Source organism: Ectopseudomonas guguanensis (assembly GCF_900104265.1).
Classification (GTDB): domain Bacteria; phylum Pseudomonadota; class Gammaproteobacteria; order Pseudomonadales; family Pseudomonadaceae; genus Aquipseudomonas; species Aquipseudomonas guguanensis.
Window position 1 is genome coordinate 240549 of record NZ_FNJJ01000003.1, and the last position, 17586, is coordinate 258134.

Annotated in this window: 21 protein-coding genes; 10 read left to right on the top strand and 11 right to left on the bottom strand. The window is 64.0% G+C overall.

All coding sequences use genetic code 11. The features are described from left to right. Window positions 1-283: 283 nt before the first annotated feature. The 4 genes from BLS61_RS05865 to BLS61_RS05880 all read right to left on the bottom strand — a co-directional run bounded on the left by BLS61_RS05865 (window position 284) and on the right by BLS61_RS05880 (window position 3497). Window positions 284-1051 (bottom strand): SDR family oxidoreductase, encoded by a 768-nt coding sequence (locus BLS61_RS05865; protein ID WP_090428666.1) that lies wholly within the window; start codon window positions 1049-1051, stop codon window positions 284-286. Between the two features lie 16 nt (window positions 1052-1067). Next, the gene (locus tag BLS61_RS05870; protein WP_090428669.1) at window positions 1068-2135 is read right to left on the bottom strand and encodes a phosphotransferase family protein; all 1068 of its coding nucleotides are present in this window, start codon (window positions 2133-2135) and stop codon (window positions 1068-1070) included. Window positions 2136-2429: 294 nt separating this feature from the next. Next, entirely contained in the window at window positions 2430-2741 is a 312-nt protein-coding gene (locus BLS61_RS05875; protein WP_003459932.1) for an SCP2 sterol-binding domain-containing protein, read from the bottom strand. Between the two features lie 57 nt (window positions 2742-2798). Continuing rightward, window positions 2799-3497, bottom strand: coding sequence for a histidine phosphatase family protein (locus BLS61_RS05880; protein ID WP_090428672.1), 699 nt, complete (start codon window positions 3495-3497; stop codon window positions 2799-2801). 199 nt (window positions 3498-3696) lie between these two features. On the opposite strand from BLS61_RS05880, the gene sohB reads away from it, so the two are divergent. Together sohB and BLS61_RS05890 are read left to right on the top strand one after the other, a co-directional pair. After that, a complete protein-coding gene (gene sohB, locus BLS61_RS05885; RefSeq protein WP_090428675.1) occupies window positions 3697-4716 on the top strand; it encodes a protease SohB in 1020 nt (339 codons plus the stop codon). 69 nt (window positions 4717-4785) lie between these two features. Continuing rightward, on the top strand, window positions 4786-5775 hold the full coding sequence (locus BLS61_RS05890; protein WP_090428678.1) for a YhdH/YhfP family quinone oxidoreductase: 990 nt from the start codon (window positions 4786-4788) through the stop codon (window positions 5773-5775). 34 nt (window positions 5776-5809) lie between these two features. On the opposite strand, the gene BLS61_RS05895 is transcribed toward BLS61_RS05890, so the two are convergent. Beyond that, a complete protein-coding gene (locus tag BLS61_RS05895; protein WP_090428681.1) occupies window positions 5810-6247 on the bottom strand; it encodes a hotdog fold domain-containing protein in 438 nt (145 codons plus the stop codon). Window positions 6248-6348: 101 nt separating this feature from the next. On the opposite strand from BLS61_RS05895, the gene BLS61_RS05900 reads away from it, so the two are divergent. Continuing rightward, on the top strand, window positions 6349-6933 hold the full coding sequence (locus tag BLS61_RS05900) for a TetR/AcrR family transcriptional regulator (protein WP_090428684.1): 585 nt from the start codon (window positions 6349-6351) through the stop codon (window positions 6931-6933). Here the strand turns inward: BLS61_RS05900 and BLS61_RS05905 are convergent. Beyond that, entirely contained in the window at window positions 6930-7697 is a 768-nt protein-coding gene (locus BLS61_RS05905; protein ID WP_090429162.1) for a DODA-type extradiol aromatic ring-opening family dioxygenase, read from the bottom strand. The genes BLS61_RS05900 and BLS61_RS05905 overlap by 4 nt on opposite strands. Window positions 7698-7801: 104 nt before the next feature. On the opposite strand from BLS61_RS05905, the gene BLS61_RS05910 reads away from it, so the two are divergent. Next, the gene (locus BLS61_RS05910; protein ID WP_090428687.1) at window positions 7802-8461 is read left to right on the top strand and encodes a thiopurine S-methyltransferase; all 660 of its coding nucleotides are present in this window, start codon (window positions 7802-7804) and stop codon (window positions 8459-8461) included. A gap of 128 nt (window positions 8462-8589) precedes the next feature. Here the strand turns inward: BLS61_RS05910 and htpX are convergent, their stop codons facing one another. The 3 genes from htpX to BLS61_RS05925 form a co-directional block, all read right to left on the bottom strand. Then, window positions 8590-9462 carry a protease HtpX gene (htpX, locus tag BLS61_RS05915; protein ID WP_090428690.1) on the bottom strand — a complete coding sequence of 291 codons (873 nt, stop codon included), beginning with the start codon at window positions 9460-9462 and terminating at the stop codon, window positions 8590-8592. Between the two features lie 93 nt (window positions 9463-9555). Further along, window positions 9556-10002 (bottom strand): hypothetical protein, encoded by a 447-nt coding sequence (locus tag BLS61_RS05920; RefSeq protein ID WP_090428692.1) that lies wholly within the window; start codon window positions 10000-10002, stop codon window positions 9556-9558. 6 nt (window positions 10003-10008) lie between these two features. Then, window positions 10009-11220, bottom strand: coding sequence for a pyridoxal phosphate-dependent aminotransferase (locus BLS61_RS05925; protein ID WP_090428695.1), 1212 nt, complete (start codon window positions 11218-11220; stop codon window positions 10009-10011). 291 nt (window positions 11221-11511) lie between these two features. On the opposite strand from BLS61_RS05925, the gene msrB reads away from it, so the two are divergent. Then, entirely contained in the window at window positions 11512-11907 is a 396-nt protein-coding gene (msrB, locus tag BLS61_RS05930; RefSeq protein ID WP_090428698.1) for a peptide-methionine (R)-S-oxide reductase MsrB, read from the top strand. A gap of 41 nt (window positions 11908-11948) precedes the next feature. Here the strand turns inward: msrB and BLS61_RS05935 are convergent, their stop codons facing one another. Next, the gene (locus tag BLS61_RS05935; protein WP_090428701.1) at window positions 11949-12128 is read right to left on the bottom strand and encodes a PA1571 family protein; all 180 of its coding nucleotides are present in this window, start codon (window positions 12126-12128) and stop codon (window positions 11949-11951) included. A 290-nt stretch (window positions 12129-12418) separates the two neighbouring features. Between BLS61_RS05935 and BLS61_RS05940 the strand changes: the two genes are divergently transcribed. From BLS61_RS05940 to BLS61_RS05960, 5 genes are read left to right on the top strand one after another with little or no spacing between them, the layout of a single operon-like run. Beyond that, window positions 12419-13534 carry an ATP-NAD kinase family protein gene (locus BLS61_RS05940; protein ID WP_090428704.1) on the top strand — a complete coding sequence of 372 codons (1116 nt, stop codon included), beginning with the start codon at window positions 12419-12421 and terminating at the stop codon, window positions 13532-13534. Between the two features lie 9 nt (window positions 13535-13543). Next, the gene (locus BLS61_RS05945) at window positions 13544-14134 is read left to right on the top strand and encodes a DUF1287 domain-containing protein (protein WP_090428708.1); all 591 of its coding nucleotides are present in this window, start codon (window positions 13544-13546) and stop codon (window positions 14132-14134) included. Next, a complete protein-coding gene (locus BLS61_RS05950; protein WP_090428712.1) occupies window positions 14131-14565 on the top strand; it encodes a thiol-disulfide oxidoreductase DCC family protein in 435 nt (144 codons plus the stop codon). The genes BLS61_RS05945 and BLS61_RS05950 overlap by 4 nt, the downstream gene beginning before the upstream one ends. Further along, window positions 14558-14965 (top strand): DoxX-like family protein, encoded by a 408-nt coding sequence (locus BLS61_RS05955; protein ID WP_090428715.1) that lies wholly within the window; start codon window positions 14558-14560, stop codon window positions 14963-14965. Before BLS61_RS05950 ends, BLS61_RS05955 begins: the two co-directional genes overlap by 8 nt. An 8-nt stretch (window positions 14966-14973) precedes the next feature. Beyond that, window positions 14974-16737 carry an ABC transporter transmembrane domain-containing protein gene (locus BLS61_RS05960; protein WP_090428718.1) on the top strand — a complete coding sequence of 588 codons (1764 nt, stop codon included), beginning with the start codon at window positions 14974-14976 and terminating at the stop codon, window positions 16735-16737. Here BLS61_RS05960 and rhtA read toward each other — a convergent pair. Continuing rightward, window positions 16734-17585 carry a threonine/homoserine exporter RhtA gene (rhtA, locus tag BLS61_RS05965; RefSeq protein WP_090428721.1) on the bottom strand — a complete coding sequence of 284 codons (852 nt, stop codon included), beginning with the start codon at window positions 17583-17585 and terminating at the stop codon, window positions 16734-16736. The two genes, BLS61_RS05960 and rhtA, sit on opposite strands and share 4 nt — an antisense overlap. Window position 17586: the final 1 nt, after the last annotated feature.

Genomic DNA, 17586 nt, shown 5'->3' on the forward strand with positions numbered 1-17586 from the left:
GGTGCCGTAGGGTTGGCTTTAGCCCCCATTGCGGAGTCGTTGGTGGGCTGAAGCCCACCCTACAAAAATTGATGAACCTCTCCCGCTTGATGGGAGCGTGCGTGAAGGTTGGGAGAAGGGAGCGAAGTTGGCGTTCGCCTCGGTGCCGTAGGGTGGGCTTTAGCCCACCGCGACCTGAAGCAGAGCCCTGCCCCGCCGACCCTGCAATCGCGCTGCGCTCGGCCTATCCTGCATGAACGACAAAGGCACCCTTAGGTGCCTTTGTCGTTCATGCAGTCCGGCCTCAGGAGAGGAAGCCGCCGTCGACGTTCAGCGCCACGCCGGTGGTGTAGCTGGACGCTTCGCTGGCCAGGTAGAGCACTGCGCCGGCCATCTCGCTGGGGTCGGCCACGCGCTTGAGCGGGATGCGCTGCAGCGCGTGCTTGAGGATGGCGTCGTTCTTGGTCAGCGCCGAGGCGAATTTGGTGTCGGTCAGGCCCGGCAGCAGGGCGTTGCAGCGAATGCCGAACTGCGCGCACTCCTTGGCGAACACCTTGGTCATGCTGATCACCGCGGCCTTGGTCACCGAGTAGATGCCCTGGAACTCGCCGGGGGAGACGCCGTTGATCGAGGCGACGTTGATGATCGAGCCGCCGCCGTTTTCCTTCATCAGCTTGCCGCCTTCGATGGACATGAAGTAGTAGCCGCGGATATTCACGTCCACGGTTTTCTGAAAGGCGCCCAGGTCGGTGTCCAGCACGTTGCAGAACTGCGGGTTGGTGGCGGCGTTGTTGACCAGGACGTCAAGGCGACCGAACTGTTCCCGAATCTGTGCGAAGACATTGGTGATCTGTTCCATCTCGCCGATGTGGCAGGCGATGGCGGTGGCCTTGCCACCCTCGGCAGTGATGGCATCGGCCACGGCCTGGCAGCCGTCGATCTTGCGGCTGGAGACGATCACGTGTGCGCCCTGCTGGGCCAGCAGCTTGGCGATGGCCTCGCCGATACCGCGGCTGGCGCCGGAGACGAAGGCGATCTTGCCGTCGAGGTCGAACAGTTGGGTCTTGGACATTGTGATTACCCCGGGGTTAGAGAGTGGATTTGCCGATGACCTGCAGGCACATCTGCTCCAGCAGCTTGTTCATGTGAATGAACTGGGCGAAGCGCTTGTCCTGGGTCTGGCCGTGGTAGAAGCGGTAGTAGATCTGCTGGACGATGCCGGCCAGGCGGAACAGGCCATAGGTGTAGTAGAAGTCGAAACTCTTGATCTCGATGCCGGCTTTTTCGGCGTAGTAGTCGACGAACTGCTGGCGGGTGAGCATGCCCGGCGCGTTGCTTGGCTGGCGGCGCATCAACTGCACCGGCGCCGGGTCGCCGGCTTCGATCCAGTAGGCCAGCGTGTTGCCCAGGTCCATCAGCGGATCGCCGATGGTGGTCATCTCCCAGTCGAGCACGCCGATGATCTGCATCGGGTTGTTCGGATCGAGGATCACGTTGTCGAAACGGTAGTCGTTGTGCACGATGCCCGGCTTGTGGTGATCGGCCGGCATCTTGTCGTTCAGCCAGGCCTTGACCGGCTCCCAGGTCGGTGCGTCCGGTGTCAGAGCCTTCTCGTAGCGGTCGCTCCAGCCCCTGATCTGGCGCTCGACATAACCCTCGGGCTTGCCCAGATCGCCAAGGCCGCAGGCGTTGTAGTCGACGTTGTGCAGCTCCACCAGCTTGTCGATGAAGCTCTTGCACAGCGCGGTGGTCTGCTCGGCGCTGAAGTTCAGCTCGGCCGGCATGTCCGAACGCAGGATGATGCCCTTGACCCGCTCCATGACGTAGAACTCGGCGCCGATCACCGACTCGTCGATGCAGTGCACGTAAGCCTTGGGGCAGTAGGGAAAGCCAGCGTTGAGCTGGTTGAGGATGCGGTATTCGCGGCCCATGTCATGGGCGGACTTGGCCTTGTGGCCGAACGGCGGGCGACGCAGGACGAACTCCTGCTGCGGGTATTCGATCAGGTAGGTCAGGTTGGACGCGCCACCGGGGAACTGGCTGATCTTCGCTTCGCCGCTGAGGCCCGGGATATTCGCTTTGAGGTAGGCATCGATGATAGAAGCGTCGAGCTCTTCGCCCGTGCGGATGCGGGTGGATTGGTCAGTGAGCGCCATGCTTATCCCTTCTACTTATGATGGGTGCCCTAGATAATTGGTTAATCTAATGCTGCACCCAGGCTGTCACAAGCAATACGCGCCGTTATAGGCGGGCGTGTTGCACCTCGATCAAACTGCCTGATCAGTCACTTTGACCTGAGCCTTTGCTTGTGCGCAGGCAATAAAAAATTTCAGGAGAAATTTTTAACGTCGCGCAGCGACGGCCCGAAGGGTTGCCGCCATGGATGGCAGGCAATAAAAAACCGGAGTGCCAGGACTCCGGTTTTTCGTGTCTTGCGCTCAGTTCACCGATCAGACCGGGAACAGTTCGCCCAGCTTCATCGCCAGCATCATGTCGCCTTCGGCGCGCAGCTTGCCGGCCATGAAGGCCTGCATGCCGTCGGTTTCGCCGCTGACGATGCCTTTGAGGGTTTCGCTGTCCATGATCAGGGTCACGTTGGCGTTCGGGTTGTCGCCTTGCTCGAGGGCGCAGGTGCCGTCCTTGACGATCAGCGCGTAGTTCTCGCCATCTTCGATGTTGAACTGGAACACCAGGTCCAGGCCTGCAGCGGCGCTGGCGTTGAACTTGGATTGCATGGTTTGGGCGATGTCAGCAACACTCATGGTCTTATCCTTTTTTCGGTTTTTTCGCGCAGCCTCGCGGCCGCATTGGGCTGGAGTTCATCGGTAGGTGATGAGCTCCGGCGCCTTCAGCAGCTGCAAATGCACATGGCTGTTGAAGGAAGCCAGACTCACCTCGCTGCCGCGGAATTTCAGCTGGCTGAGCGAGGTATTGACGATTTGCCAATTCAGTTCGAAGGCCTTTGCCGAAGGCACGCCGGTGATCAGGCGGAGCAGGGCGGTGATGGTGCCGCCGGAGGTGAACACGGCGATATTCTGTTTGCTGCCTGCCTGCTCGAGGATGCGCCGCAGGCCACCTTCGACCTGCTCGACGTAGGCTTGCCAGCTTTGCAGACCGGGTTTGTCATGCTCCCCGGAAATCCAGCGATGGATCAGCTTGGCGAACAGGCGCTGGAACTCGGCGCGATTCTGCGCGCCATTACGCAGGATGTGCAGCGCTTCGGGTTCCTCAGGCAGCAGATCCGGCAGCAGGGTGCGGATCACCGCATCGGCATCGAATTCGTTGAAGGCTTCGTCGATATCCAGCGCAGGTGCGTTGCTCATGCGTTGCAGCGCGGCGTTGGCCGTGTGCTGCTGACGGCGGAGGCTGCCGCTGACGCAGCGATCGAGGGTGATGCCAAGCTGTTCGAGGTGTTCGCCCAACACTTCGGCCTGGCGCACTCCGACAGGAGACAGGACATCGTAGTCGTCTGCACCGAATGAGGCCTGGCCATGTCGAATCAGGTAGATGCTGCCCACGTCCGTATCGATCTCGGCACGTTGAATGTTTCGCGAGGTTATGAGGAAGCTCGGGGGCTGTCAACGAAAAAACATACGCTTGTTTGAATTGCTTGCACGGGCGTTCAGCAGCGCCGACGCGCTTGGCCGGCGGTGCGCTGCGCCGGTATGCTTGAGCCTTTGTGCGCCCAGGCGCAGCCGCATTACCCAAGGGGGAACCGTGGAGTTTCTTAGCGAGTACGCCAGCTTTCTGGCGAAAACCCTGACCCTGGTGGTCGCCATCGTCGTGGTGCTGGTGGCCGTCGCAGCCACCCGTGGCCGAGGTCGGCGGGCAAGTGGTCAACTGCAGGTACAGAAGCTCAATGATTTCTACAAGGACCTGCGCGAGCGCCTGGAGCAGAGCGTGCTGTCCAAGGAGCAGCTCAAGGCCACGCGCAAGGCAGAGGCCAAGGCCGCCAAGCAGGACAAGAAAGCGCCGCCCGGCAAGCCGCGCGTGTTCGTGCTGGACTTCGACGGCGACATCAAGGCTTCGGCCACCGACAATCTGCGCCATGAAGTGACTGCGCTGCTGTCCATGGCCAAGGCCGAAGATGAAGTGGTGCTACGCCTGGAAAGCGGCGGCGGCATGGTGCACAGCTACGGTCTGGCGTCCTCGCAGCTGGTGCGCATCCGCGACGCCGGCATTCCGCTGACCGTGTGCGTGGACAAGGTGGCCGCCAGCGGCGGTTACATGATGGCCTGCATCGGCCAGAAGATTCTCAGCGCGCCGTTCGCCATTCTCGGCTCAATCGGTGTGGTGGCGCAGTTGCCCAACGTGCATCGCCTGCTCAAGAAGCACGAAATCGACTTCGAGGTGCTGACAGCCGGTGAATACAAGCGCACCCTGACCGTGTTCGGCGAGAACACCGAAAAGGGCCGGGAGAAATTCCAGGAGGACCTGGAAACCACTCACGAGCTGTTCAAGGGCTTCGTCGCGCGCTATCGCCCGCAGCTGGATATCGATGCCATTGCCACTGGCGAGGTCTGGCTGGGCATGGCCGCGCAGGAGCGGCTGCTGGTGGACGAGCTCAAGACCAGCGACCAGTACCTGGCCGAACGCGCCGCCGAAGCTGAACTGTTCCACCTGCATTTCGCTCAGAAAAAGAGTCTGCAGGAACGCGTCGGGCTGGCCGCGAGCATGGCGCTGGATCGTTTCGTGCTGACCTGGTTGAGCCGGCTCAACCAGCAGCGCTTCTGGTAACGCTTCGTTCAGGATGGGCTGTGCAACCGACTCGCGTCGCGCAGCGAACCACGACAAGAGGAGAGGGTGATGACCGAGTTCAAGGCCTTGCTGGTCAGTGAAGGCACCGACGGCAGCTTCCAGCGTGAAGTCGTCCAGCGCAACGTCGAGCAACTGCCGCAGGGCGAACTGCTGATCCGCGTGCGCTATTCCTCGCTGAACTACAAGGATGCGCTGTCCGCCAGTGGCAACCGCGGGGTGACCAAGGCCTATCCGCATACGCCCGGCATCGATGCCGCCGGTGTGGTCGAGGCCTCCGGCGTGGCCGAGTTCGCTGTCGGTGATGAGGTCATCGTCACTGGCTATGACCTGGGCATGAACACGGCCGGCGGCTTCGGCCAGTACATTCGCGTGCCGGCCGCCTGGGCGATCAAGCGCCCGCAAGGCCTGCCGCTGCGCGAGGCGATGATCCTCGGTACCGCCGGCCTGACCGCCGCCCTGTGCGTGGACAAGCTGGAGCAGGCGGGCGTCACCCCCGAGGCCGGAACCGTATTGGTCACCGGCGCCACGGGCGGGGTCGGCAGCATTGCCGTGGTGCTGCTCAAGCAGCTGGGCTATCGCGTCGCCGCCGCGACCGGCAAGGCCGAACAGGCCGAGTTTCTGCGTGGCCTGGGCGCTGACGAAATCGTCAGCCGTGAAGAACTGCAGCAGGGCAGCGAGCGACCGATGCTCAAGGAGCGCTGGGCGGCTGCGGTGGACACGGTGGGCGGAGACATTCTGTTCAACGTGGTCAAGTCGCTGCGCCACAGCGGCAGCGTGGCCTGCTGCGGGCTGACCGCCGGTGTCGGCTTCCAGGCCAGTGTGCTGCCGTTCATCCTGCGCGGGGTCAACCTCCTGGGCGTCGACTCGGTGGAGCTGCCGCTGGTGGTCAAGGCCTCGATGTGGGACAAGCTGTCGCTGCAATGGAAGCTCGATCTTTCCGCGCTGTGCCGGGAGGTCGGGCTGGAGGACCTGCCCGAGGCCATCGAGCGCATCCTGGCCGGCGGCATGGTCGGCCGGATTCTGGTTCGGCTGGATTGAGCGAGAGGCCCGTCGATGACGGGCCTCGTCGTTTTCAGGCCTGGCTGACGTACATGGTGATCTCTGCGCTGAACACAGGTTTGTCCCCCACGTAGGCCATCACCGGCACCTTGATGTCGCCGGTCCGGCTCCAATCCACCTCGCTGCCATCGGCCACCGTGCGCACATCGCCATCGGCCTTGGCCAGGTACTGCACCGTCATGCCCTTGGGAATCCAGCGACAGCCGGGGGCGATGGAGGCGTCGGTCATGCTGCCGGCGGCAAGCTCGGCGGCGTTGCACAGCGCGATGGCATGTACCGTACCGATATGATTGAGCACTTCGCGGCGCTTGGCGAAGTGGACCTCGGCATAGCCGGGACGCAGTTCGACCATTTGCGGGGCGATGCTGGCGAAGTAGGGGGCGACCTGACCGATCATTGCGCTGAACTGGGCAGCGCCTGCCTGCTGAAACATCTGCAACATCTGACTCATGGCTATCTCCTGGGGTGCTGCGATTGAAGAAGAGTGCGCGCCGAGGCAGTATACGAGTGTTAGAAAATTATTCTAGAAAAATATTCTAGTCGAGGAGTGGCATGGCCCGTCCATCGCGTAAAGACGAGATTCTCCAGGCTGCGCTGGCCTGCTTCACCGAGCACGGCGTCGATGCCACCACCATCGAGATGATCCGTGACCGCTCAGGGGCGAGCATCGGCAGTCTGTATCATCACTTTGGCAACAAGGAGCGCATCATCGCCGCGCTCTATCTGGCCGGTACCGCGCAATATGCCGATCTGCTGCAGCGCGGGTTCGCCGAAGCAGGCAGCGCCGAGGCATGCGTCAAACTGCTGGTGACCAGCTACATCGACTGGGTGGTGGCCAACCCGGATTGGGCGCGTTTCATCCTGCACAGCCGCAGCCGGGTCGAAGCGGGGGAATTGGGCGACGTGCTGCGTGAGGCCAACCGTGAGCACTTTGCCCGGATACTTGCGGCGCTCGCCGAGTACCGCCGGCAGGGGCTGTTCAGGAGCCTGCCGGACGACTGTTTCGCCTCGGTGGTGATCGGGCCGACGCAGGACCTGGCGCGCAACTGGCTGGCTGGTCGCACCCAAAGCGAGCTGGGCGAGTGCCGCGAGCTGCTCGCGCAGATCGCCTGGGAGAGCGTGAAGGGCGGGGGCTAATCGAAGCGGTAGATGTCCATGCCCAGTGCGCCGTAGGTGAAGCCCGAGTGGGCCACGGAAAAGGCGCCGCCAGCGCCACGGGCGAAGAACAGTGGCAGTAGATGCTCTTCGCTCGGGTGATTGCGTTCGGCATTCGGCGCCAGTCGACGGTACTGATGCAGGGCTTCTGCATCGCCCGCTGCGAGCTTTTCCACCATCCAGTCGCGAAAGGCCTTGGCCCAGGGCGTGATGACGTCGGGGCCGGCGCGCCAGTTCAGCTCGCCCAGGTTGTGGGTGATGCTGCCGGAGCCGATCAGCAGGATGCCCTGTTCCCGCAAGCCGCTCAGCGCCCGGCCCACGCGGGTCTGCAGCTCTGGGCCGTGATGGCTGGGTAGCGAAAGTTGCAGCAGCGGAATGTCGGCTTGCGGATACATCAGCGACAGCGGAACCCAGGCACCATGGTCAAAGGGGCGCTGTGCATCGAGCTCGGCCGGCAGCTTGGCAGCCTTCAGTCGTTCCGCGATTTCGGCGGCCAGCAGCGGCGCTCCAGGGGCTGGATATTGCACGCCATAGAGCGAGGCGGGAAAGCCGCCGAAGTCATGCCAGGTTTGCGGCTGCGCGCCCGCGGTCAATAGCAGGTTCCGGCTTTCCCAGTGCGCCGACACCACCAGGATGGCCTTCGGTCTGGGCAGCTCGGCGGCCAGCCTGGCCAGTGCCGGCCCGCTGGCGCCGGGCTCCAGCGCAAGCATCGGCGAGCCGTGGGAGATGAACAGTGAGGGCAGCATGGCGATCAGCTCCTGAAGTAGGATGTCGTCATCTTCGTTGCTGGGCCTATCGACTTCCAGCATAAATTATTGAGCCTTTTTATCGATTAATCAGGAGTTTCCTCGTGCATGAGAGTTTCTGGCAGGAGCGCTGGGCGCGTGAGCAGATCGGTTTTCATCTGGAGCAGGTCAATCCTTACCTGCTGCGGCACTGGCCGCAGCTAGGCGCGCCTGCCGCTGCTCGGGTGCTGGTGCCGCTGTGCGGCAAGAGCCTGGATCTGGCCTGGCTGGCCGGGCAGGGCCATCGAGTGCTCGGCGTGGAACTGGCGGAAAAGGCCGTGCAGGCCTTCTTCGCCGAGCAGGAGCTGCAGCCGGAAATCTCCCGGCAAGGCGCCTTCAAGGTCTATCGCGCCGGTGCGCTGGAGCTGTGGTGTGGTGACTTCTTCGCGCTGCGCGCGGATGACGTCGCCGATTGCCTGGCGCTCTATGACCGCGCCGCGCTCATCGCGCTACCGCCGCCGATGCGCGAGCGTTATGCGGCCCACCTGACGGCGATTCTGCCGCGCGGCTGTCGCGGGCTGCTGATCACTCTTGACTATCTGCAGAGCCAGATGGATGGACCGCCATTCGCCGTCAGCGACGACGAAGTGCAGGGGCATTTCGCTGCCGCCTGGCAACTGAAGACGCTGCAGCGCGAGGACGTGCTGGCGGGCAACTGGAAGTTCATCCGCCACGAGCTCAAGGCGCTGGACGAAGTGGTCTATCGTCTGGATAAACGGGAGTAGGGTGCGCCGCGCGCACCAGCGATCCACCGCGGACCCCGGTGCGCGCGGCGCATCCTACGAGCGGGGCGTTTTTGCGTCGAGCACAAAAAAGGCGACCCGAAGGTCGCCTTTTCTTTGTTTCGGGGCGATCAACCCAGGCGGCGCAGCGCCTCGATGCGATCTTCCAGCGGCGGGTGGGTCATCAGCAGGCCGGCCAGGCCGTTCTTCAGGCCACCGTTGATGCCGAAGGCCGTCAGGCTATCGGGCATCTGCACCGGCACGCCCTGTTCGGCACGCAGGCGCTGCAGGGCGGCGATCATCGAGCCGGTACCCGCCAGGCGTGCGCCGGCTTCGTCGGCCTTGAACTCGCGTTTGCGCGAGAACCACATGACGATGATGCTGGCCAGAATGCCCAGTACCAGCTCGGCGAAGATGGTCGCGACGAAGTAGCCGATGCCATGGCCGTCCTCGTTCTTCAGGATCGCCTTGTCGACGAAGTTGCCGAAGATGCGCGCGAAGAACATCACGAAGGTATTCACCACGCCCTGGATCAGCGCCAGGGTGACCATGTCGCCGTTGGCCACGTGGCCGATCTCGTGGGCCAGTACCGCGCGCACCTCATCCGGCGAGAAGCGCTCCAGCAGGCCCTGGCTGACGGCCACCAGCGCGTCGTTCTTGTTCCAGCCGGTGGCGAAGGCGTTGGACTCGTAGGCGGGGAAGATGCCGACTTCCGGCATCTTGATGCCGGCGTCGCGCGACAGCTCCTCGACGGTCTGCAGCAGCCATTGTTCATGGCGGGTACGCGGCTGGGTGATGATCTGGGTGCCGGTGCTCATCTTCGCCATCCACTTGGACAGGAACAGCGACACCAGCGAGCCGGCGAAACCGAACACGGCGCAGAAGATCAGCAGGCTGCCATGGTTCTGGCCGGTGAAGCGGTCGACCCCCAGCAGTTTGAGGGTGATGCTGGCGATGATCAGCACCGCCAGGTTGGTGGCCAGGAACAACATAATGCGCATCATGGTGTGAACGGACTCCTCACGGGAAAGACGTACGAGTAATGCCGGCTATATAAGGGCGCGCCCCTGGGGCTTTCAACCAGTGACTATTTCAAACTATGTATCCTGGCCGTGCAGCGAGCTCTCGAACAGCAGGCGGGTGAGGCGGGCGGTGCGCTCGCCGTGCTGCTGGGCCAGGGCTTCGCGTAGCTGGAAGGCCAGTGTGGCATGCACGCGGCGCACGCTCGGTGGCAGTGCTTCGCCCTCGCGCAAGGCATGAGGGACGGCGCGTGACAGACGCAGGAAGCCCTTCTCGGTGAGCACCGCCTGATCCAGCGCGTCGTAGGCGATGGTCGACTCGAAACGCAGATAGCCTTCCTCGGCCAGCCACAGCAGCGCACCCAGGCAGGCCTGGTGGCGCTTGCTCGGCAGGCCGAATTCGTCGGGCTCCTCGCGGCCGATCAGGTCTTCCACGTACAAGGCCATCTTGCGCGGGAAGGCCTGGTAGAGCATCAGCAGGCCGCTGGCCGCATCCTTGTAGAAGTCGTCGATCTGCAGGTCCATGTCGGCTTACTGGCTGTAGCCCTTGAGGAAGTTGCCGATACGGCCGATGGCCTGCTCCAGGTCGTCGACGCGGGGCAGGGTGACCACGCGGAAGTGATCCGGCCACGGCCAGTTGAAGGCGGTGCCCTGGACGATCAGCAGCTTCTCCGACAGCAGCAGATCGAGAACGAACTTCTCGTCGTTGTGGATCGGGCAGACCTTCGGGTCGATCTTCGGGAAGGCGTACAACGCGCCCATGGGCTTGACGCAGCTGACCCCGGGGATGTCGTTGAGCAGCTCCCAGGCGCGGTTGCGCTGCTCCAGCAGGCGGCCGTTCGGCAGTACCAGGTCGTTGATGCTCTGGTAGCCGCCCAGCGCGGTCTGGATCGCGTGCTGGCTCGGCACGTTGGCGCACAGGCGCATGTTGGCCAGGATATCCAGGCCTTCGATGTAGCTCTGCGCCTTGTGTTTGGGCCCGGAAATGGCCACCCAGCCGGAACGGAAGCCGGCCACGCGGTAGCTCTTGGACAGGCCGTTGAAGGTCAGGCAGAGCACGTCCGGCGCCAGCGAGGCGGTGCTGATGTGCACGGCTTCGTCGTAGAGGATCTTGTCGTAGATCTCGTCGGAGAAGATCACCAGGTTGTGCTGGCGCGCCAGTTCGACGATGTCCTGCAGGACTTCCCTGGAATACACCGCGCCGGTGGGGTTGTTCGGGTTGATCAGCACCAGCGCCTTGGTGTTCGGCGTGATCTTAGCGCGCATGTCGGCGATGTCGGGGAACCAGCCGGCCTGTTCGTCGCACAGGTAGTGCACCGGCTTGCCGCCGGACAGTGCCACGGCAGCGGTCCACAGCGGATAGTCGGGCGCCGGGATGAGCACCTCGTCACCGTTGTTGAGCAGCGCCTGCATGGCCATGACGATCAGTTCGGACACGCCGTTGCCGAGGTAGATGTCCTCGATGGTGACGCCTTCGACCTGCTTCTGCTGGTAGTACTGCATCACCGCCTTGCGTGCGCTGAACAGCCCCTTGGAGTCGCTGTAACCCTGGGCGGTGGGCAGGTTGCGGATGACGTCCTGAAGAATTTCTTCCGGTGCCTCGAAACCGAACGGCGCCGGGTTGCCGATATTCAGCTTGAGGATGCGATGGCCTTCCTCTTCCAGACGCTTGGCGTGCTTGAGCACCGGCCCGCGAATGTCGTAGCAGACGTTGGCGAGCTTGTTCGATTTGCTGACCTGCATGTAAGGGATCCCGAGCTAAGGAAAACCCACTGAAGCACGCTGCAAAATTCTCCCGACGGGGAATCTTGGCAGCCCGTAACGTGGGTGACAGACTGGGGTCGAATCATACGTGGCGACCTGGGCGCGGCAAAGGTGCCAGCCCTGCTTTTTTCTGGCCTGCCACGCGCCGCACACTCATGCCGCGGCCCGGAAACTTCTCAGCGGCGGTCTCCGTGGGCCAGAGTTTCAGGGCAGTGCTGGCGTCGCGCGCGAAACCCCGTGCTGCCCATTTACCGAGGAGGAAACCCGCTCGTGGATAAAGTCGACAAGTCGTTGGACACCTGGCGTGAAGAGCTGACCGACGAGCAGTTCCATGTCTGTCGCCTGGGAGGCACGGAGCGACCATTCACCGGTGCCTACCACGACAGCAAGACCCCAGGCATCTACCACTGCGCCTGCTGTGGCGAAGCCCTGTTCGATTCGGACGCCAAGTACGATTCCGGCAGCGGCTGGCCAAGCTATTTCCAGCCGATCAACGAGGAGGTGATCGCCAGCCTCGACGATTACAGCCATGGCATGCATCGCATCGAGGTCAAATGCGCCAAGTGCGATGCTCATCTGGGGCACGTGTTTCCGGATGGCCCGCGGCCGACCGGGCTGCGCTACTGCATCAACTCGCTGTCGCTGAAACTGGTGCCGCGCGCTTGAGCAGGGTGCGCCAGGCACCTTGCGTGCCTGGCGCCTGACACTCAACCCTGCCGATGCGCTTGCTGGCGGCTTTCTTCCAGGGCTTTGCAGGCCTGCTGGATCATGTCTTCGGTAATGGGCACTTCGCGGCCCTGGCCATCGATGATAAAACCGCCCACCGGCATCTGCGGTTGCTTGACCGGGGTGTTGGGGCGTTGGGCGACATTGTCTTGCAAGCTCATGGCCTGTCTCCTCATCAGTGATGCGCGCCAGTCTAGGGGGGCTAGATGAACGCGCGGTGACAACAAGGAACCTGCTTAAAGTCTGCTGCGCGTCGGCCATGCTGCGTTGAAATCGGGCTCAGAATGCTCATTTACAACTCGTAAACTCCGCTTCTTCGCCCAATTTCGCCTTGCCTGGCTCTAGCTCGCGATACTTTAAGCAGATTCCATGACGGCGGAACTCCGTCACAAAACACTTAGCGAAAGTCGTATTGCAGGCTGCGTGCCAGCCTGCGTGGAACGAGGAATACATGGCGCGTTTTCATATCGGTCTGATCATCAATCCGCTGGCCGGGCTGGGTGGCCCGGCTGCCTTCAAGGGCAGCGACGGCATGGCCGAGCAGGCATTGGCCCTTGGCGTCGAGGCGAAAGCCGCGCAGCGCACGCGTACGGCCCTGGAACAGTTGCTGGCCCTGCGCGAGCGCATCGAATTCGTCAGCTACCCGGGGGCGATGGGTGGCGAGCTATTGGCGCAGATGGGCTTTGAGCATCGGTTGCTGGGTGAGTTGGGTGACGGCGCGACCACCGCCGAGGATACCCGGCGTGCGGTGCGGCAGCTTCAGGACGCCGGCGTGGCACTGATTCTGTTCGCCGGCGGTGACGGTACTGCACGTGATGTCTGTGCGGTGGTGAACGCGTCGCAGCCTGTGCTGGGCATTCCGGCCGGGGTGAAGATTCAGTCCGGCGTCTATGCCATCAGCCCAAGGGCGGCGGGTGAGCTCACCGCTCGCCTGGTCGAGGGCGGCCTGGTGCGTCTGGCCAGCGGCGAGGTGCGCGACATCGACGAGGCCGCCCTGCGCGAAGACCGCGTCACCGCGCGCTGGTACGGCGAGCTGTGCGTGCCGCAGGAGGGCGGCTACGTGCAGGCGGTCAAGCAGGGGGGGATGGAGTCCGAAGAGCTGGTGCTGGCCGACCTGGCCGCCTGGCTGGAGAGTGAATGGGAGCCGGGCGTTCGCTACGTGTTCGGTCCCGGCTCGACCCTGCATGGCCTGGCGCAGAATCTCGGGCTGGAAACTACCTTGCTCGGTGTCGATATGATCGAGGATGGCCAGGTGATCGCTCGCGACGTCAATGAAGCCGAGCTGTTCGCCCTGGTCGATGGGCATCCGACTTACCTGCTGGTCACCGCCATTGGCGGCCAGGGGCATATCATTGGTCGCGGCAATCAGCAGATCAGCCCGCGGGTGTTGCGCGCCGTCGGCCTGGAGAGGCTGCGCGTGGTCGCCACCAAGCGCAAGCTGGCGACGCTTGAGGGCCGGCCGCTGCTGGTGGACAGTGGCGAGGTGACGCTGGACGATGCCTTCCCCGATGCCGTGCGGGTCTGGGCAGGTTACAAGGAAGAGTTGCTGTATCCCTTGGCTCGATAGGAGATCGCGATGCGGATGCTGGTTGTCCTGCTGGCCTGGGCGCTGGCCCTGGCTGCGCAGGCCATCGAGGCTGACAGGCTGGTGCTGGATGCGCGCAAGCAGGTCGGCGTGACCCTGAGCTATGATCCGGCCTACCGCCAGTTGAGCTATCCGGGCGGCGACGTGCCCATGGCCACCGGCGTGTGCACCGACGTGGTGATCCGCGCGCTGCGCCAGCAGGGGCTGGACCTGCAGGAGGCGGTGCATCGCGACATGCGCGGCAATTTTGCCGTCTACCCGAGAAACTGGGGCCTGAGCCGGCCGGACAGCAATATCGACCACCGTCGCGTGCCCAATCTGATGACCTGGTTCAAACGTCAGGGCTGGTCGCTGCCGATCAGTCAGGACGCTGATTCCTACCGCGCCGGCGATATCGTCACCTGGGATCTGGGACGCGGCCTGACTCATATCGGCATCGTCAGCGATCGCCGGGCGTCAAATGGTGCGCCGCTGATCCTGCACAACATCGGCCGCGGCACGCAGGAGGAAGACATCCTCTTCGCCTACCGCATCACTGGCCATTACCGCCCGCAGGCGCAACAGGCGAGTGCCCTGAGATGACGGAGCCATCGCTACCACCCGGCCTGTCGGCAGGCGAGCGCGTCGTGCTGTTCGACGGCGTCTGCAAGCTGTGCAACGGCTGGGCGAGGTTCCTCATCCGTCATGACCCCACGCGGCAGTTTCGCCTGGCATCCGTGCAGTCCGTCCAGGGGCAGGCGTTGCTGGCCTGGTATGGGCTGCCGACCGATCGTTTCGACACCATGGCCCTGATCGACGAGGCGGGGCTGCATGTACGCTCCACGGCGCTGCTGCGCATTCTCTCGCGCTTGCCGCAACCCTGGCGTGCGCTGCGATTGCTGCGCCTGGTGCCCCGGCCGCTGCGGGATTGGTGTTATGACCGCATTGCGCTGAATCGCTATCGCCTGTTCGGCCGGCATGCCGTCTGCCTGCTGCCCACGGCCGACCACGCCGAGCGCTTTCTGCATGACTGAACGGCGGCTAGCGCAGATCGCCTGGCTTGCGCGGCTTGCATTGGCGGCGGTATTCGTCTGGCATGGTCTGGCACCGAAGATTCTCTGGCTGAGCCCTGACGAGGTGGCGATGATCGGTGCGCACGGCTTGCCCGATCACGCGTTGTTCGCGCCGGAGCTGATCGCCCGTGTCGGCGGCGTTGCCGAGGTATTGCTGGGCATCGCGCTGCTGACGATTCGCCGTCAGCGCTGGCCGTTGCTGGTGGCCGCTGCAGTCTTGCTGGTGCTGCTGCTTGATGTTGCGCTGCTGAGCCCCCATCTGTTGATTCAGGCGTTCAATCCGCTGTCCACCAACCTGGCGGCGCTGGCCCTCTGCGCGGTGGCCTGGCTGGCCGAAGCGCCTGCCACCGCCGACTCCTGAGGCCCCTCATGACTTCTCTGCTTTCCTCCCGCCAGCGTGGTGCGATACGCCTGGCCTGGCGCTTTATCGCGCCTTATCGCGGGCGGGTACTGGGCGCCTTGCTGGCGCTGCTGTTTACCGCCGCCATCACCCTGTCCATGGGCCAGGGCATCAAGCTGCTGGTGGATCAGGGCCTGGCCACGCAATCGCCGGCTGCATTGCGTCAGTCCCTGCTGCTGTTCTTCGTGCTGGTGCTGGCTTTGGCGTTCGGCACCTACACGCGCTTCTACCTGGTGTCCTGGCTGGGCGAGCGGGTGGTGGCCGATATTCGCCGGCGGGTGTTCGATCACCTGATCGAGCTGCATCCGGGCTTCTATGAAAGCAATCGCAGCTCGGAGATTCAGTCACGGTTGACCGCCGACACCACCTTGCTGCAGTCGGTGATCGGCTCGTCGCTGTCCATGGCCCTGCGCAATCTGATCATGCTGGTCGGCGGCAGCGTGCTGCTGGTGGTCACCAACCCCAAGCTCAGCGGCATCGTGCTGGCCGCGCTGCCGCTGGTGGTGGCACCGATCCTGCTGTTCGGCCGCCGCGTGCGCGCGCTGTCGCGGCAGAGCCAGGACCGCGTGGCCGACGTGGGCAGCTACGTCGGCGAGGTGTTGGGGCAAATCAAGACGGTGCAGGCCTACAACCACCAGAACGAGGACAAGCGACGCTTTGGCGAGTCCGCCGAGGCCGCTTTCGATGTCGCGCGTAAACGCATCGCTCAGCGTTCCTGGCTGATCACCGTGGTCATCGTGCTGGTACTCGGGGCGGTGGGCGTCATGCTCTGGGTTGGCGGCATGGACGTGATCGCCGGGCGCATTTCCGGCGGCGAGCTGGCAGCCTTCGTCTTCTACGCCCTGATCGTCGGTTCGTCCTTCGGCACCCTGAGCGAGGTGATCGGCGAGCTGCAGCGCGCGGCCGGAGCGGCGGAGCGTATTGGCGAACTGCTGCGCTCCAGCAATGCCATCGTCGCGCCGGAGCAGCCTCAGCATCTGCCGCAGCCGGTGCGTGGGCGCATCGAGTTGCAGGGCGTGCGTTTCGCCTACCCGTCGCGGCCCGACAGCTATGCCATCGATGGCATCGACCTGCAGGTGGCGGCTGGTGAAACGCTGGCGCTGGTCGGGCCGTCCGGGGCGGGCAAGTCGACGCTGTTCGATCTGCTGCTGCGCTTTTTCGACCCGCAGGCCGGGCGCATCCTCATCGACGGCGTGCCGATCGATCAGCTCGATCCGCGCGAGCTGCGCGCCTGCTTCGCTCTGGTGTCGCAGAATCCGGCGCTGTTCTTCGGTACGGTCGAGGACAATATTCGCTATGGCCGGCTACACGCCAGCCAGGCCGAGGTAGAAGCAGCCGCGCGAGCGGCGTATGCCCATGAGTTCATCGAGCGTCTGCCGCAGGGTTATCAGACCCACCTGGGTGAAGCCGGGCTCGGGCTGTCGGGTGGGCAGCGTCAGCGTCTGGCCATCGCCCGCGCCTTGCTGGCCGATGCGCCTATCCTGCTGCTAGACGAGGCCACCAGCGCCCTGGATGCCGAGAGCGAACACCTGATCCAGCAGGCGCTCCCTACGCTGATGAGCGGTCGCACCACGCTGGTGATCGCGCATCGGCTGGCCACCGTCAAGCAGGCCGAACGCATCGCGGTGATCGAGCGCGGTCGGCTGGCGGCCATCGGCAGCCATGCCCAGTTGCTCGCCGGCAGTCCGCTCTATGCGCGCCTGGCGCAGCTGCAGTTCGGCGAGGCCGGCTAACTCTTGGGCCGGATCGTCGCCGCCGCTCCGGCCGAGGCGACGATGATCGCGCCGACGGCCAGCCACTGGCCCCAGAGCAGCTTTTCGCCGAGAAAAGCCAGGCCGCACATGGCCGCGATTGCCGGCTCCAGGCTCATCAAGACGCTGAAGGTGCGCGCTGGCAGGCGCGTCAGAGCCACCATCTCCAGGCTGTAGGGCAGTGCTGAGGACAGCACTGCGACGCCTAAGGCAATGGGCAGCAGGTCGAGGCTGAGCAGATCGCTGCCTGCGTGCCAGGCGCCGATGGGCAAGACCAGCAATGCGGCGACCCAGGTGCCCAGCGCGACGGTGTGGCGGCCATGCTGGGCGCCGGCTTTCTGCCCGAAGATGATGTATAGCGCCCAGCAAACGCCTGCGCCAAGGGCCAGAGCCGCGCCGAGTGGATCGATGGCGCTCTGCGTGGCGCCAGTTGGCAGGAGCATCCACAGGCCGATGACGGCCAGGATCACCCAGACGAAATCCAGCAGGCGGCGCGAGGAAAACAGCGCCAGGGCCAGCGGGCCGGTGAACTCCAGTGCTACGGCGATACCCAGTGGGATGCTCTGCAATGACATGTAGAACAGCAGATTCATGCCGCCCAGCGCCAGGCCGTAGGCAAGCAATGACTGGCACTTGCGCAGGTCCAGCTTGGCACGCCAGGGCTGCATCACCAGCGACAGAATGATTGCCCCTAGCACCAGGCGCAGGGTGGTCGTGCCTTCGGCGCCGACTATCGGGAACAGGCTCTTGGCCAGCGAGGCGCCGCTCTGGATCGACACCATGGCCACCACGAGCAGGGCGATGGGAACAAGAAGGGCGGAGCGTGGCATG